The sequence below is a fragment of the Methylacidiphilum infernorum V4 genome (assembly GCF_000019665.1).
Classification (GTDB): Bacteria; Verrucomicrobiota; Verrucomicrobiia; order Methylacidiphilales; family Methylacidiphilaceae; genus Methylacidiphilum; species Methylacidiphilum infernorum.
This window is the reverse complement of the sequence record NC_010794.1, coordinates 278,784-293,921: the sequence shown is the minus strand read 5'-3', so window position 1 is coordinate 293,921 and position 15,138 is coordinate 278,784. Positions and strand designations below refer to the sequence as shown.

General features: G+C 43.9%; 15 protein-coding genes. 12 read left to right on the top strand and 3 right to left on the bottom strand.

Annotated features, from left to right (window positions below):
* The first annotated feature begins 16 nt into the window (after positions 1-16).
* On the top strand, positions 17-439 hold the full coding sequence (sufU, locus tag MINF_RS01315) for a Fe-S cluster assembly sulfur transfer protein SufU (RefSeq protein WP_048810021.1): 423 nt from the start codon (positions 17-19) through the stop codon (positions 437-439).
* 728 nt (positions 440-1,167) lie between these two features.
* Here the strand turns inward: sufU and MINF_RS01305 are convergent.
* Positions 1,168-1,572 (bottom strand): hypothetical protein, encoded by a 405-nt coding sequence (locus MINF_RS01305; RefSeq protein ID WP_012462637.1) that lies wholly within the window; start codon positions 1,570-1,572, stop codon positions 1,168-1,170.
* Between the two features lie 99 nt (positions 1,573-1,671).
* Here MINF_RS01305 and MINF_RS11080 point away from each other — a divergent pair, with 99 nt between their 5' ends.
* The 5 genes from MINF_RS11080 (at position 1,672) to argA (ending at position 8,446) form a co-directional block, all read left to right on the top strand.
* Positions 1,672-2,025: a hypothetical protein gene (locus MINF_RS11080; RefSeq protein WP_187146952.1), complete on the top strand. Its 354-nt coding sequence runs from the start codon at positions 1,672-1,674 to the stop codon at positions 2,023-2,025.
* 37 nt (positions 2,026-2,062) lie between these two features.
* Positions 2,063-5,164 (top strand): transcription-repair coupling factor, encoded by a 3,102-nt coding sequence (gene mfd, locus MINF_RS01295; protein WP_238523516.1) that lies wholly within the window; start codon positions 2,063-2,065, stop codon positions 5,162-5,164.
* Entirely contained in the window at positions 5,146-6,144 is a 999-nt protein-coding gene (locus MINF_RS01290) for a peptidylprolyl isomerase (protein ID WP_012462634.1), read from the top strand. The genes mfd and MINF_RS01290 overlap by 19 nt, the downstream gene beginning before the upstream one ends.
* A 39-nt stretch (positions 6,145-6,183) precedes the next feature.
* On the top strand, positions 6,184-7,068 hold the full coding sequence (locus tag MINF_RS01285) for a PdxA family dehydrogenase (protein WP_012462633.1): 885 nt from the start codon (positions 6,184-6,186) through the stop codon (positions 7,066-7,068).
* A 94-nt stretch (positions 7,069-7,162) separates the two neighbouring features.
* Positions 7,163-8,446 (top strand): amino-acid N-acetyltransferase, encoded by a 1,284-nt coding sequence (gene argA, locus MINF_RS01280; RefSeq protein ID WP_012462632.1) that lies wholly within the window; start codon positions 7,163-7,165, stop codon positions 8,444-8,446.
* A 57-nt stretch (positions 8,447-8,503) separates the two neighbouring features.
* Here argA and MINF_RS01275 read toward each other — a convergent pair whose 3' ends face one another.
* Together MINF_RS01275 and MINF_RS01270 are read right to left on the bottom strand one after the other, a co-directional pair.
* A complete protein-coding gene (locus tag MINF_RS01275) occupies positions 8,504-9,097 on the bottom strand; it encodes a DR2241 family protein (protein WP_048810020.1) in 594 nt (197 codons plus the stop codon).
* A complete protein-coding gene (locus tag MINF_RS01270) occupies positions 9,060-9,893 on the bottom strand; it encodes a CbiX/SirB N-terminal domain-containing protein (protein WP_012462630.1) in 834 nt (277 codons plus the stop codon). The genes MINF_RS01275 and MINF_RS01270 overlap by 38 nt, the downstream gene beginning before the upstream one ends.
* Positions 9,894-10,004: 111 nt before the next feature.
* Here MINF_RS01270 and MINF_RS01265 point away from each other — a divergent pair, with 111 nt between their 5' ends.
* The 6 genes from MINF_RS01265 to MINF_RS01240 all read left to right on the top strand — a co-directional run bounded on the left by MINF_RS01265 (position 10,005) and on the right by MINF_RS01240 (position 15,060).
* Entirely contained in the window at positions 10,005-10,979 is a 975-nt protein-coding gene (locus tag MINF_RS01265; protein ID WP_012462629.1) for a class II fructose-bisphosphate aldolase, read from the top strand.
* Between the two features lie 221 nt (positions 10,980-11,200).
* Positions 11,201-11,503, top strand: coding sequence for an RNA recognition motif domain-containing protein (locus MINF_RS01260; RefSeq protein WP_048810414.1), 303 nt, complete (start codon positions 11,201-11,203; stop codon positions 11,501-11,503).
* Positions 11,504-11,651: 148 nt separating this feature from the next.
* Positions 11,652-12,440, top strand: a complete 789-nt coding sequence (locus MINF_RS01255) for a TIGR00282 family metallophosphoesterase (protein WP_012462627.1) — start codon at positions 11,652-11,654, stop codon at positions 12,438-12,440.
* Between the two features lie 68 nt (positions 12,441-12,508).
* Positions 12,509-13,324: a hypothetical protein gene (locus MINF_RS01250; protein ID WP_012462626.1), complete on the top strand. Its 816-nt coding sequence runs from the start codon at positions 12,509-12,511 to the stop codon at positions 13,322-13,324.
* Positions 13,321-13,689 carry a sulfite exporter TauE/SafE family protein gene (locus tag MINF_RS01245; RefSeq protein ID WP_012462625.1) on the top strand — a complete coding sequence of 123 codons (369 nt, stop codon included), beginning with the start codon at positions 13,321-13,323 and terminating at the stop codon, positions 13,687-13,689. Before MINF_RS01250 ends, MINF_RS01245 begins: the two co-directional genes overlap by 4 nt.
* A gap of 129 nt (positions 13,690-13,818) precedes the next feature.
* Positions 13,819-15,060: an LL-diaminopimelate aminotransferase gene (locus MINF_RS01240; protein ID WP_012462623.1), complete on the top strand. Its 1,242-nt coding sequence runs from the start codon at positions 13,819-13,821 to the stop codon at positions 15,058-15,060.
* Positions 15,061-15,138 lie beyond the last annotated feature (78 nt).

The window sequence follows — 15,138 nt, the reverse complement described above, 5'->3', positions numbered from 1 at the left end:
CCCCTTGACTCTAACCATGGATATACAAGACCTATACCAAGAAATTATTCTCGATCATAGCCGCCATCCTCGAAACTTTGGGAAACCGGAGGGCGAATTCCGGGAAGCGGAAGGATCAAATCCCAGTTGCGGAGATTCTGTCAGGGTTTTTGTCAAAATTGGCTTCCCTCACCAATTGATCGAAGATGTTCATTTCCTCGGCAGAGGCTGTGCCATCTGCATGGCTTCAGCTTCCTTGATGACGGAAGTGGTGCGGCAGAAGAAGGTTGAAGAAATAAAGACTTTGATAGAAAACTTCCAGGCTTTTTTGACCGGCAAAGAAAAAAGGAATGCCGAAATCCCCGAAGAATTGTTCCCTCTCAAAGGGGTAAGGCAGTTCCCGGCAAGAGTAAAATGTGCCCTCCTTCCATGGCATGCCCTAGAAAAAATTATCCCTTGAGCCTTCAAGATCATCTCCTGGCAAGGATAAAAGCCAGTTCAAAATCCCCCCTTTGCCTATAAAGGGTTTTCTCATGGTCCAAGGACTTGGAAGGAACCGGAAAGCTTCTGCTCACCATAACCTGCCCTGCATCAGCTTTGCATTGCGATAAGTAATCAAGAAGGCTTTCTTTATCCCTATAGAGAAATAAAGAAAGTGGAGAATGCTTGCCTGAGCAGAGTTCGAGCAATCCTACCGCTCAACCGGGAATTAAACCCATGGGAAAAGAGCTTGTTTTTGATGGGAAGGGCCTGCTTAAACTTGGCGGGGCATCTTCACAGTTTTTTAAGCGGCAAAGAATAGCGGCTATAAAGCAACTAAGAGCTGTGGTTTTAGGCCCCGGTGCATCCAAAGCCAAATATCACTAGAAGAGGTTATAGAGGCATCCAGCAAAAGAATTGGAATAAGCTTAAAGCTCTTTCTTCCGGCTGACAAGGCGGCAGAGTTGGATATTCCCCCGGTCGGCTTATTGGAATGCTTGGCAAGGAGTTTTCCTTGGTTGGAAGGTCCTAAGAAGGGTAAAAATTCGCGCTAAGAAGCCTAGGATCAGTTTTTAATGGCATCCTTGAAGCCCGAACAAGGCCGCCCGGATGATATCCAAAAAAGTCCCCTCCTATTAAAGAAACGGTTTAATCGGTTATAACCTCAAGGAAGTGATTGTCTCTTCGTTAAGCAGTGGATAGGGAAATTTATTCTGGAAGGTAGCGGACAAGAAGAGCTGAGTAAAAGCTTTCCGTGGTTCCGCTCCCCACTTTTGTTGCATAGAGAGTATCCCCAACATACTGCCTTTCTTTTACAAGAATAATCAGGCCGTCGGCTCCTCTTTGTTTAGCTTTTTTAACCAGTCCCTTCAAGGTAGGACCTTTTTCGAAAGGCCCGTTACCCCTTTTGTCATAAAGAGTTCCATACACCCGGTAGGGACGATCGGGTCTAGATCCCATCCATACATCCACTCCATCGACAGTCTTCTTTTGTCCTTTTCCCAGCTTTAGTCCATAGACATATCCTTCTTCGGGAAGATAGTGGGAGTAGATGCAACCCCAAAAGGGAAGGCTAAGAAAGCATAACAATAAAAAGCGCAGTTGATTTCCCATGATTTCCTCATTAGATATTTTTTACATGGCGTTAAGCTAAAAAGAAATCCTTTAGACGATAAAAAAATTAGGCTACTTTCCCTTTTTTTTATTACTTTTATGACTTTTTTAAGTTCTGCTTTTCCTTTGATAGATCTCAAGGAAGACGATCCCTTCTTCAAGCTGAAATTCCTGGACTGGCTTAAGTCCCAGCCGACCGCCCTGCCCCTGGAAAAGTATTGCGAAGAGGGATGGCCCTCGAAAACGGTCCAGTTTTACATCGAAGAGTACCATTTTAACCCCGACTTTATCGAAGTAAAATTTTGCGCTCTTTTTGACGAGTGCATCTCCGCCTGTTGCCATCTCGGCTCAGAACTAGAAGAGGAAGGCTTTTACACGATCCCCAGAAGGGGAGACTTTATCTGTATCATTGACCGCAAACATGGCCACTCTCAATTTAAACTTACAGAATAATAAAGAAGGGAGTTGTCCGAGCCAAGCAAGCAAAGAAATGACCTTTTCTTACGAAAAGTGGCTGGACCATCCCTTGTTAAAAAATCTTCATCACCGCATTATTGAGCAAAGAAACTGCGCAATCGATTCTTTGCCTCTATCGGGCCAGTCTTTCTTTCTGGCTTCTTTCCTCAGGGTATACCGTGGACCCCTTTTAGTGATAGCTGAAAACATAAAAAAAACCAACGAAATTGCCCTCGGTTTAGAATGCTGGGGAAGTCCTTATCTCATCCTTCCCGAAGTTGAGCCTGTGCCGGCAGAAAGCTTGCCTGACCCGACATTTTTAGCCGAAAGGCTAAGCACGGCTTACAGCCTTCTCGATTTTCCTTCTGGAATCATCATCACTACCGAACAGGCCATGGAAGAAGCTCTTCCCTCTCCTGAGCTATTAAAAGAAAAGCGCCTGCCCCTTGCTGTAGAAAATTCTTTTGATAGAAAGGCCGTCATTGAAAAGCTGGTCACCGCCGGGTATGAAAGGGTCGATTCCGTCGATTGCAGGGGCCAGTTTGCGGTACGGGGAGCGATTATCGACACTTTCTGCTGGGACAGTTGCTATCCGCTGAGGATGGAATGGGAAGGCAATCGGCTTATTTCCTTAAGACAATTTGATCCCATCACCCAACGTTCATTCAAGCCCCTTGCTCAAGCCCATCTTTGCTTTTTCAATTTAGAAGATATGCTGAAGAGCGGGGCCAGCCTCCATGATTACCTGCCTCAAGCGATACCAACATTTTGGTCGAAATCCCCAGAAATACCGATTCCCGACGTAGGCATCCATTTTGAGAGCCACCTTTTTCTCGATACTCCAAAAGGGGATTGGTTTTACCAGGAAAGAAGATGGCAGTTATTTCTAGAGGCGCTGGGTCGATGGATCGAAAAACAATGGGAAGTGGTGATTTTTGTCAATAACGAAGGCGAAGAATCCCGTCTCAAGGAAATCCTAAATAACCAAGGCATTAGCACTGAAAAAATCCTCTTTTCCAAAAGTCCCCTTTTAAGGGGTTTTTGCTGGCCTGAAGCCAAGCTTTCGATTTTGACAGATGCAGAAATCTTCGGCAGGTACCAAAACCAGAAGATATTGCTGCGTAGCCAACAAAAAAACGATTATTTCAGGGCTCCGCTGGGTAGCGATATTTTCGAACAATGGAAGGAAGGGGACATAGTCGTCCACCTGCAAAAAGGGATTTGCAAGTTTAAAGGCATTAAAACGATAGAGGGAACGAACACCGAAATGGTCGAACTGGAGTTTGACCAGCAAGCCAAGCTCTATGTCCCCATAGACCAGGCTCATCTTATCGCTCGGTACATTGGGGGCACCAAAAAACTACCCAAACTCGATTCTTTGGGGGGAAACAGGTGGATAAAAGCTAAAAGAGCGGCACAAAAAGCGGTTACAGATCTTGCAGAAAAATTACTCAAGATCAATGCGGAAAGAGAAGTTCTCGAAGGATTTGCCTTTCCCCAAGACGACCAGTGGCAAAAGGAGTTCGAAGAGGCTTTTATCTATGAAGAAACTCCAGATCAGCTAAAAGCCATAGAAGAGACAAAAAAAGACATGGAAAGCAAAAGGCCCATGGATAGGCTCATTTGCGGGGACGTTGGGTTTGGGAAAACCGAAGTAGCTATCCGGGCCATCTTTAAGGCGGTGATGGGCGGCAAACAGGCCGTTTTGCTTACCCCAACGACAGTTCTTGCCAAGCAGCATTTCAATACCCTCAGGGAAAGATTCGCCGATTATCCTATTCACACAGCTCTTCTTTGCCGATTTGTGAAAAACAGCGAAGAAAAGGAGATTCTTGCCGGCCTTAAAGAAGGAACCGTAGATGTCGTGGTGGGAACGCACAGATTGTTGTCCGCAGATGTAGAGTTCAAGGATTTGGGGCTGATCGTGATTGATGAAGAACAACGATTTGGTGTTCTGCAAAAAGAAAAATGGAAAGAAAAATTCAGGTTTATAGACGTCTTACTGCTTTCCGCAACGCCTATACCAAGAACTTTGTATTTAGCCATGGCCGGGGCCAGGGACATGAGCCTGATTGAAACGCCTCCCCCCAACCGTTTCCCCATAGAAACCATCGTTGGCCCGTACGATGAAAGGGTTATCCGGCAGGCTATTGAAAGGGAATTAAATAGGGGGGGACAAGTTTATTTTCTCCATAACCGAATAAGAACCATAGAAAAGGTGGCCTCGAGGTTAAAATCCCTTTTGCCCTCGATTAAAATCGATATTGGACATGGGAGAATGAAAAAACATGAACTTGAAGAGGTCATGGAAAGATTTGTAGAGGGCAAAATCGATGTCCTGCTCGCCACGAGTATAATCGAAAATGGATTGGATATCCCTAATGCCAATACGATTATCATTGACAGAGCCGATCTTTTTGGGCTTGCCGATCTCTACCAATTAAGAGGAAGAGTGGGGAGATCCAATCAAAAGGCTTATGCCTATCTTTTACTTCCGAGGGACTTGTTCATACAATCCGACGCCAAGAAAAGAATAAAGGCCATGCAAGAACATTCCCAACTGGGTACCGGATTTCAAATCGCCCTAAGAGACCTAGAGATACGTGGAGCCGGCAACCTCCTAGGGACTTCTCAGAGTGGTCATATCGCCTCCATCGGATTTGAACTTTATTGCAAGCTGCTTAAAAAAGCCATCCAAAAGATTCAAGGCAAAGAGACCGAACCTCTAATCGACTGTCGGCTGTCCCTTGATTTTTTGCTCCCCGAGCCTGGAGGAGGACGGCATGCTTTAGCTTACATTCCTTTTTCCTACATGGAAAGAAGGCAAGAGAGGCTCCATGCTTACAGACAGTTAGCCGAAGCCAGCCAGCCAGAAGAGTTGGAAGAAATCAAAAAAAGCTGGAAAGATAGATACGGACCATGGCCGGAACCTGTAGAACATCTCTTTTCCCTTGTCGAAATCCGTATCATTGCCGCACGCAAAGGCATAGAAAGAGTTGAAACAGAAAGAGACAAGTTGAAGCTTATAAAAAACAACGATTATTTATTTACAAAGCAGGGCAAATTCCCCCGCTTGATAGAAGCCGAACCCAAGGATAAGATTTTGCAAATAAAAAAATGGTTAGAAAGCTTCTAGTTTTATTTCCATTCTTTCTTCTCCTTTTTTTACAACAAAACTTGTTTTCCCAAACTCAAGGGAGTGACGGTATTGCTGCTATTGTTAACGACAAGGTTATCACTTTTTCCCAAGTCAGGAAACAGGTAGAACCTAATGAAGCGGTATTGAGAGAGACCTACCAGGGATCCGAACTGGTCAATCGCATCAAGGAAGCCCGCCTCAGTGCCCTAAGAGCGCTCATCGACAGGGAATTGATCATCCAGGATTTCAAAAGTAAAAAGTACGCTATCCCCGACTCCTTCATCGAATCAAGGGTCAGGGATATTATCCGCACGCAGTTTGACGGGGATAGGATCGCCTTTATTAGGACACTCCAGGCAAGCGGCATAAGTGAAGAGCAATATAAACAGCAGCTTCTTGAACAGATCATCGTCCAAGCCATGAGAATGAAAAACGTCTCAGAACCCGTGATCATATCGCCATACCAGATAGAAAAATATTACCAGGATCATATCGCCCAGTTTTTTGAGCCTCCCCAAGTAAAACTTCGGATCATTTTTTTACAGAAAACCTCTTTTAAAGATAAACGAGCCACGGTCAACGGGCAGTTAGAAGAATACGATCCGGCAAGGGAAACGGCAACCGAACTCTTAAGCAAGCTGCAATTGGGAGCCGATTTCGCCGAACTGGCAAGGAGCTACTCCGAGGGACCGAAAAGGATGGATGGAGGAGATCTAGGTTGGGTAACAAAGGATAGTTTGCGGCCTGAAATAGCCGAGGCCGCCTTTTCCATGTATCCAGGTCAAACCAGTGGAGTCATAGAAACCCTTGACGGTTATTACATCATTCGGCTTGAAGACAAGCGCAAGGGTAAACTTAAACCCATTTCAGAGGTTCGGACGCAAATCGAAGGGCTTTTAATCCAGGAACAACGGCAAAAACTTCAACAACAATGGCTGGATAATTTAAAAGCCAAAGCTTTCATAAAAATGTTTTAAATTTTTTTTATAATTGTTAAGTATTTTTCATAAAGTAAGATGCGCATTCCCACCATAGGCATTACCTTGGGAGAACCCGCAGGGATCGGTCCTGAAATCGTTGCAAAGGCTTTAAAATCAAACCAGATCCCAAAGCGGTTCGACTACAAAGTCATAGGACCGAAAGCAAAGTTTGAAGCCGGCAAACTCTCTTCTTCCTCAGCCGCCGCTGCATGGGAAGCGTTAGAAGAAGCCTATAAGCTGTGGGAAAAAAAAGAGATTCAAGCTATTGTCACTTCTCCCATCCACAAAGATAATCTTTTCCAAATAGGATTCCCTTATCCCGGCCAAACCGAATTTTTTGCAGCCAAGGCCGGGGTTCCCCGGGACAAAGTGATCATGGCCATGTCCAGCCCAAAAATTAATCTTTCCTTGTTATCCACCCACGTTAGCCTTTACCAGGCGATCAAGTCTATAACTAAAGATAAAATAAAGCTTGCATCGGTTCTCCTCCTTGAATTCTTAAAAAAAATAAAGAAAAAATCGAACCTCACCATAGCCATATCTGGGCTCAATCCTCACTGCGGCGAAGGAGGGAATTTTGGGAATGAAGAAAACGAAACTTTCATTCCCGCTATCAACGAGCTTAGAAACCAAGAACTACCCGTTCATGGACCGGTTTCTCCCGACTCCGTTTTTAGAGAAGTTCTCCTCGGAAAATATGATGGCGTTGTTGCCTCTTATCACGATCAAGGATTAATTCCCTTTAAGCTCGTCTCTTTTTATTCCGGCGTCAACGTCACCCTAGGGCTTCCTTTAATCAGAACCTCTCCCGACCACGGTGTAGCCCTGGACATTGCAGGCCAAAATAAAGCCGATCCAAGAAGCCTGATCTCCGCCATCAAGCTGGCTTGCAAACTCATACCCAGAGAAAAAGGTGGATAAATTTTTTTTTATTCTTTTCTCTTTTTCATTGGATGAAGGATAAAAAATATGTTCGGTTAAGAGAAGTAGACTTCATGCTTAAGCTATTATAAAGATGAACGTTTCTGATTTAAGAGGAATCCTTGCTTATATCCCCCAATTTCGAGAAAAAGTTTTCGTCATAGCCATTGACGGAGCTATCGTTGCCTGCGAGAACTTTTCAAACCTGGTATTGGACCTAGCTGTGTTGAGAAGTGTGGCTATCAAGGTAGTCCTTGTCCACGGCATAGCGCATCAATTAAAGCAACTTGCCGTTCTCCTAGATACCGATTTATCCGATACCACGGGAATTGGAGTAACCGATCAAAAGACCTTCGAATTAAGTCTTATGGCTTCTTCAAAAGTGAGTTTCCAAATATTAGAAGCCCTCTCCTCTTCTGACCTAAAAGCATGCATCACCAATGCCATCGTTGCTCACCCTTTTGGAATCGTCGGGGGCATTGATTATCAACTTACAGGACGTGTCAAAAAAATTGATGTGCCTTTTATAGAACATTTATTACAAAAAAATATTATCCCGGTGATAAGCCCCATTGGATATGACGGCGAGGGAAAGAGCTACAGGATTAATTCTGATGCGGTCGCCCAGTCTGTTGCCGAAGCCCTTCATGCTGAAAAGCTGATCTATCTTTGTCCCTATCCCGGAATACTCAACGAGGAGGGGAAACTCATCCGAGAACTGGATGTGGCTGCTTCCCAAGAGTTTCACAAGAACTGTTCCAAGATGCTTCCCGAAGTTATCCGCTCTAAACTAGAACATGCTATCCATGCCTGCAAAAATGGGGTCAACCGTGTCCATGTTTTAGATGGGCGCATGGATGAGGCGCTTTTGTCCGAAATATTTTCCAATCGGGGCATCGGCACGATGATTTATGCCAATCAATATGAGTCCATTAGGCAGGCACGCAAAAAAGATATCGGCGCCATCTTAAAGCTGATCCAGGAACCTATCGAAGCGGATGAAATTCTACCCCGAAAAGGAAGCGATATTGCCCGGGACCTTCCTTTTTACTACGTCTTTGAACGCGACAATCAGATCGTGGGATGCATAGCCATTTACCCTTATCCGAAAACTTCTCAGGCAGAACTGGGCTGTCTTTCGGTAGCCAAAAACTACGAAAATCAAGGTATAGGCAGAAAACTGATGAAGTTTGCCGAAAAAATCTCTTCCGAACAAGGATTCAAGCAACTTTTCCTCTTGTCTACTCGAGCCTATGTTTATTTCATGCAAAAAGGTGGTTTTAAGGAAGCCGATCCTTCCATCCTGCCCTTGGAAAGAAAAATAAAGTATGAAAAAAACGGAAGGAAATCGAAAGTTCTTTACAAAGCTTTGAACTGATCAATCAGTAGAAAAATCGATTCGAAGTTGTCTTCCCTTTAATCAAGAAAAGAGCCCCTAGGCAGAGCAGCGGGGTTGCCTTTTCTTAAGGAGGAGTTTTCTGGCCTGTTCCAAGAAAAAAGGGCAGGCTTCCAGGCAAACCAAGGGAATTGAAGAGGGCTTGCTCCCAATCAGCGGTTGGTTAGACCACCAGAGATTTTGACGGAGGCATTGACCCAAGCAGATTTCCCTGGTGGCTCGATCGATCAGTGTTTCATCCCCTTTTTCCAATATCTGGTACATCCCTACTTGTCTTTGGATCGTACTTTTAAAGTCAACCGGGAGCAGTATTTTCTCTTTGTACCCAATCCAATGAGTGAGAGCCAAGGGGTATATTCCCTCAAGGGCGTAAAAAAGACTTTCTGCGTCAAGAGGACCAAATTTCCAGCCTCGAACCATTCCTGGCTTTCCTTTTAATGGTCGAAACAGGCCTTTAGAGTCCATGCGGAGCTTTAATTTTAAATCGAGTAAAGAAGGAATGGGAACCAAGGGATCGGTCAAAACATCCTTTTTGTGACAAATCCAATATCCTTCCCAAAGCTGAAGCTCTCCTACCTGTATCGGTAGAGGGTTTTCAGCAAGCCAACCCTGCCAGTACTCCAAAATATTCATCAAATTGGGCTACCTGTTCGAGAACAATTTGATCCATCCCTTCAAGGGTTCCCACAGACTTTGTGTACCAGAGGTAAAAGCCATCGATTTTTTGGGGGCTATAAGCTGCAGGCAGGCCCTTTTTAACGGTGACTCCCATAAGCCTGGGAACGTCAACATAGGAATGATCGCCTTCGGAAATAAAAAAAGGGACGCAGAAAACAAATTTCGACTTTACCTGTTCTTTCCAACCGGAAACCCTGGGTTCTTCTTCTAGAAAAAAAACGTGGCATTCTCTAAACAAGTTTCTTTTCTTTATCCAATCCAGATGCTTGTACACCGTCTCCTTAGAGTGGGCATTTTTCCTTGTTCCATGACTGACTAATAAAAGGGCGCCATCTTTTATAATATCATCCTCTTTGTCCTGGATGGATTGATATACAGCTTGAATAATAATCTCGGCCACCTTGGGATTTTCTCCTATGGCTTTACAATAGCCAACCCTTTTGTCTCCCTTCCTTGAAAGGGACCCTTCGATTTCCATCTCGGTGGGGATAACCCTTGCCGTAAAAAAACCATGGCTTAAAAAAAAGGGAACAACATAGATAAAGGGAGATTGAATAGACAAAAGGGTTTGATGAAAAGATGGTTCTTCTTTCCAAAAGGACTCGTAAACCTCTTTGAATATTTTTTTTCTCCTAATTTTTTCTGCATTGATATATACGGGCAAAGCGGCATCGGGGTTATATAAAGAACCATGACCGGCTAAAACAAGGACTGATTTTGACCATTCTACTCGATGGAAAGAGGCTGTCATAGGATGATTTATGATATATTTTAATTTTTTAACCGTTAGGACAAAAAAGATATTTTTTTCTTTAAGAAAATTTTTTTAGTATTAATAAAAACGGACAAAAAGGAGTTTCCAATGATTGTTACGGCAGCAGAGTTATTTAAAGTCGCTTATGGAAAATTTGCGGTGGGTGCATACAACATCAATAACATGGAACAAACCCACGGTCTTTTCCGTGGGGCTATCCAATCCCAATCCCCCTTTATTATACAAATTTCTCGCGGAGCTAGAAAATATGCTGACAAAAGGATGCTTGAAGCCATGATAAGAGCAGCTGAGACGATCTATCCTGAAGCGGTTTTTGTCGTGCATCTCGATCATGGGGATGAAGCCACCTGTTATGATTGTATCGACTCGGGTTTTTATAGTTCGGTCATGATCGATGCTTCCCATGAACCTTTCGAAAAAAATGTCGAAATTACCCGACGTGTCGTCGAAAGAGCTCATGCTAAAGGAGTGAGTGTAGAAGCAGAACTCGGTATGCTTGGAGGAGTAGAAGAAGATGTCAAGGTTGAAGAAGGGCATGCTTGCCTGACCGATCCTGATCAAGCAAAGGAATTTGTTGAACTGACAGGTTGTGATTCCTTGGCCTGTGCAATTGGAACGAGCCACGGCGCTTACAAGTTTAAAGGCAAACAATCCATACGTTTTGACGTTCTTCAAAAAATTCAACAAAGACTTCCGGGTTTCCCCCTTGTCATGCATGGGAGCTCCAGTGTGCCCCAATCCGAAATTATGCGGATCAATGCCGCCGGCGGCAAACTCGATCCAAGTGCTTGCGGAGTCAACGACAACGAATATCTGCCCGCCGCAAAACTCGGCGTAACCAAGATCAACATCGATACCGACGGCAGACTGGTTTGGACACGCGTGCACAGGGAATACTTCAGAGATCATCCCGAAGATTTTGACTTTCGGGGACCCGGTAGGGTATTCATGACCGAGTATGCCAATTTTATCGCCAGTCGTAGCGAAAAGTTAGGCTCGGTCAACACCTTAGCCGAGGTTAGAGCCTCAATCCTGGAACAAAGAAAAAATAAGGCAGCCTAACATTCCTCGGAGAAATAGAGTTTTGGCTAAAATCTCTTCTTTTAAGAAAAAGATTTTTTGACTTTTTCTTTTAATTAAGAGAATTTTTAGTATTGTTTTTTGCCCTGTTTCCGGTCTACTCGGTTTCAGGAAAGAAACAGTTTAGGGAGAAAAGTGTGCTAGCAGTGTTGTTAGATGCCGATCTCCGTTTTGAATTAATGTTAAAAGAAATGTCAGTTTTTATGAATAGAACAAGACTCTATGTAGGTAATCTTCCCTTTCGAATTTCGGAAAACGATCTTCGAGAGATTTTTGAACAATATGGACAAGTTAACGAAATCAATCTGATCGTGGATAAAATGACCGGACAATCCAGGGGGTTTGCTTTTGTAACGATGGAATCGTCCCAAGCCGCTCAATCGGCCATCAACAATCTTAACGGATCAAGTGTTAGCGGTCGGCAAATCGTTGTCAACGAAGCAAAACCTCGGGAAGAAAGACCTCATCGACATAGAGAAAATTCCGGAAGATCACGCAGAGGATAAGATCCTTCTATTGATCTTTTTTTAAATTCACCAGCTGGGGGCAAATCCTGTATTTGCCCCCCCTGTTCATGCAGCCGTTTTCTTTAAAGAAATCTCATTGACATCTTTCCCCTATCATTAAAGAATTTATTGGTTTATTGAAAAACGCTTGAAAGTAGTATTTTTTGGCGATGTTGTCGGTGAAACCGGAAGAGAGACTTTAAGAGAAGCTATTCCCAAAATTCGATCCCTTTATCAGCCTGATTTCATCGTTGTCAATGGAGAAAATGCGGCAGGAGGCAACGGGATAACTCCAAAAATTACATATGAATTCCTCAGGCTGGGCATCGATGTTATTACCCTAGGGGACCACGCGTGGGATCAAAAAGAGATCGTTTCTTTCATCCAAGATGAGCCAAGGCTTCTGCGCCCGATCAACTATCCTCCTGGAACTCCTGGAGAAGGGCATATCATTGTTAAGGGAAACGCAAAAAAACTCGCCGTTGTCTGTGCAATCGGTAGAACCTTTATGTTACCGCAAACAGAAAATCCTTTTTTAACAACTAAAAAAATCATTGCCGAATTGAAAAAAGAAACCCCCTGCATTCTCGTCGACTTCCATGCCGAAGCAACCTCTGAGAAGATAGCCTTTGGCAGGTTCCTCGATGGCGAGGTTTCCGCCGTTGTCGGTACCCATACCCATGTCCAAACCGCCGACGAGACCATATTTCCAGGGGGTACAGCCTACATCACGGATGTCGGTTTTTGTGGAGCTCATGATTCGGTCATCGGCAGGGAAATTGCTCCAATCATTTACAGGTACACCACCTTATTACCCACGAAATTTATCCTAGCCACAGAAAATCCAAGGGCTGATGGTATTTTCATTGATATCGATGAAGAAAGCGGCAAAGCAAAAAAAATTGAAAGAATACAACTCTCTTTGCCCTCATCCTAGCATTGGGCCCTAGATGATGCCTATCCTTTTGATTCCTCTCAAGAATGTAATTGAATAATGCATAAAATATGGATGGTGATCTCAGGCAACGATGGCTGGGTAAAAAAGGGCCTAGCTTGGCTTTAAAAAGCTTGCTTTTTCTTTTCTGGTTTTCTTTTGGTGGACGTTCTTTTTCTCATCCTGACATTCATGTCTTGTCTCAGCATGTGGTCGATGAGTCTGAAAAAATGGCCCATCTTATCCATAACTGTACTTTCAAAGAAGACATCCATTTAGAGAAGCTTGATCACAACTGGAACCCTTATGCCTCTACGGATATCCATTTTTTCATCGGCCCGGGAGGCAACCCGTTGAATTTAGATCGATTCCCGGAAAAAGAGAGAAAATTCGTGGTTTCTGAAGCTCGACTTGTCCGGGAAGCCCTAGAAACCCTTTTTTCCTTGCACCAAGCTATCTACCGCTTTGATCTTAAACTTATCGGAGAAGAAGCCCTACCCAATGGACAGTCTTATTATATCATAGATTTTATTCCTAAAAAAAACCTGCCCTATAGAACCCGCATGGAAAAAGTCTGCAACTTTCTAACGGGCAGGCTCAAAATCCGTCAAAAAGATTTTTCGGTCTCTGAGGCCAGGGTAAAATTAACCCAACCTGTTGACCTATTCTGGTTTCTTGCCCGATTAGAAAAACTTTCCTTTTTTTATTCCTCCCAGTCATCTCCTGAAGGGAGCCTACCCGGAATTATCGATTTTATTTATCATTTGGCCCTCCCCTTTAAAAGCATCAGAGAACATGAAATGATCAGAATTTCAGAATATCATATCCCCCAGCAACATCTTACTACCAACTCGAACCCCGAAGTGATAAAAAAGGATGGTTTATGAATATCCTCGGTTTAATTCTTCTTGGACTGCTATCCGGTTTTGCAAGCGGCTGCTTCGGCATTGGCGGAGGGGCTATTATCGTGCCTTCTCTTATCCTTTTTTTCGGTTTACCTTATCCAATGGCTGTAGGCACTTCTCTTGCTTTGATCATTCCCATTGCCCTGGCAGGAAGCATATTTAATGGCTTTCTACAAAAGATTGACTGGACTATTTTTGGAATAACCCTTATTTTCGGTATCATTGGAGCTGTTGTGGGTGTCGCAGTCATTCAAAAAGTACCCGCCGGTATGGCTAAAAAGCTCTTTTCTCTTTTTCTGTTGTATACCGCTTACCGGCTCTGGTTTGGGACACCAGGAAAAATTTAGGATTTTTGTTCATTATATAAAAAAGAAATTTTCCATTGTTAAAAAAGAGAGAAAAAAGATTTTTATTCGTCGACCCTCGGGTCCTATGAGGAAAAAAATCTTCTTAATCTGAAAAAAAAACAACTAACCATGAACAAGGATTACATTCAGTCTCTTTTTGCTCAAAGAATAGGAGGCAGCTCTTTTGGAGAGACGACTCAAATCTATAAATTTGAGAAGATTAAAAGAGCCAAACGGTATGCAAAAGAAAAAAATCCCCATGTTGAACTGCTGGATTTCGGAGTTGGAGAACCCGATGAACCGGCCCCCCTTGAAGTGGTGGACATCCTTGCCCAAGAAGCAGCTAAACCCGAGAACCGCTTTTATGCAGACAACGGAGGCCAATTATTGAAAGAAGCCGCCGCCCGGTACATGAAAAGGGTTTGTGGAGTCGAGGTTGATCCGCAATCGGAAATCATTCATTCGATTGGCATTAAAGCAGCCTTATCTATTCTTCCTGCTGCCCTGATCGATCCCGGCGACTACGCGATCATGACGGTACCCGGTTACCCGGTATTCGGAACGCACGCTCAATATTATGGGGGCAAAGTCTATAATCTTCCCCTGCTAAAAGAAAACCAGTTTCTTCCTGATCTGTATTCCATTCCCAAAGATGTTCTCTCTAAAGCCAAGGTCTTGGTTCTTAACTATCCAAACAACCCTACAGGGGCGGTAGCCAGCAGGGAATTTTTTGAGCAAGTCGTCGATTTTGCCTTTGAGAACAGGATCGTTGTCATCCATGATTTTGCTTATGCCGGGCTTGTCTTCGAAGGAAAGCCGCTTAGCTTTTTATCCATACCCGGGGCAAAAGAAGTAGGGATTGAACTGCATTCGGCAAGTAAAAACTTCAACATGACCGGATGGCGCTGTGGTTTTGTGGTTGGAAATTCCAAGCTCGTTAAGGCTTACGGGCATGTCAAGGACCATACCGACTCCGGCCAGTTCCTTGCCATTCAACATGCCTATGCCTATTGCCTAGACCACAGTGAAATGACCGAAAAGATAGCCCACAAATACTCCCGGAGAATGGATCTCATGGTCGAAGCCCTTCGTAGTCTTGGCTTTAGAGCGACAAAACCTCAAGCTTCCTTTTTCCTTTATACCGAAGCCCCCAAGGCTGTAAGTAGAGGAGGAAAAAAAACTTTCTTTTCCAGCGCCGAAGATTGTACGCAATGGCTCATCCAGGAAAAACTGATTTCGACCGTTCCATGGGATGATGCTGGATCCTTCCTCAGATGGAGTGTAACGTATCCCGCTAAAGGCGAAGAAAAAGAAAAAGAAATCATGCAAAAACTTAAGGAAAGGCTTTCGGATTGCTGTTGGGAATGGTAAGGAAAATGGACAATCTTTATATCCTCATCATGAAAGAGGGGCCCGGTTAAGGATAGAGAGATTCCCCAGGGGCAAAAA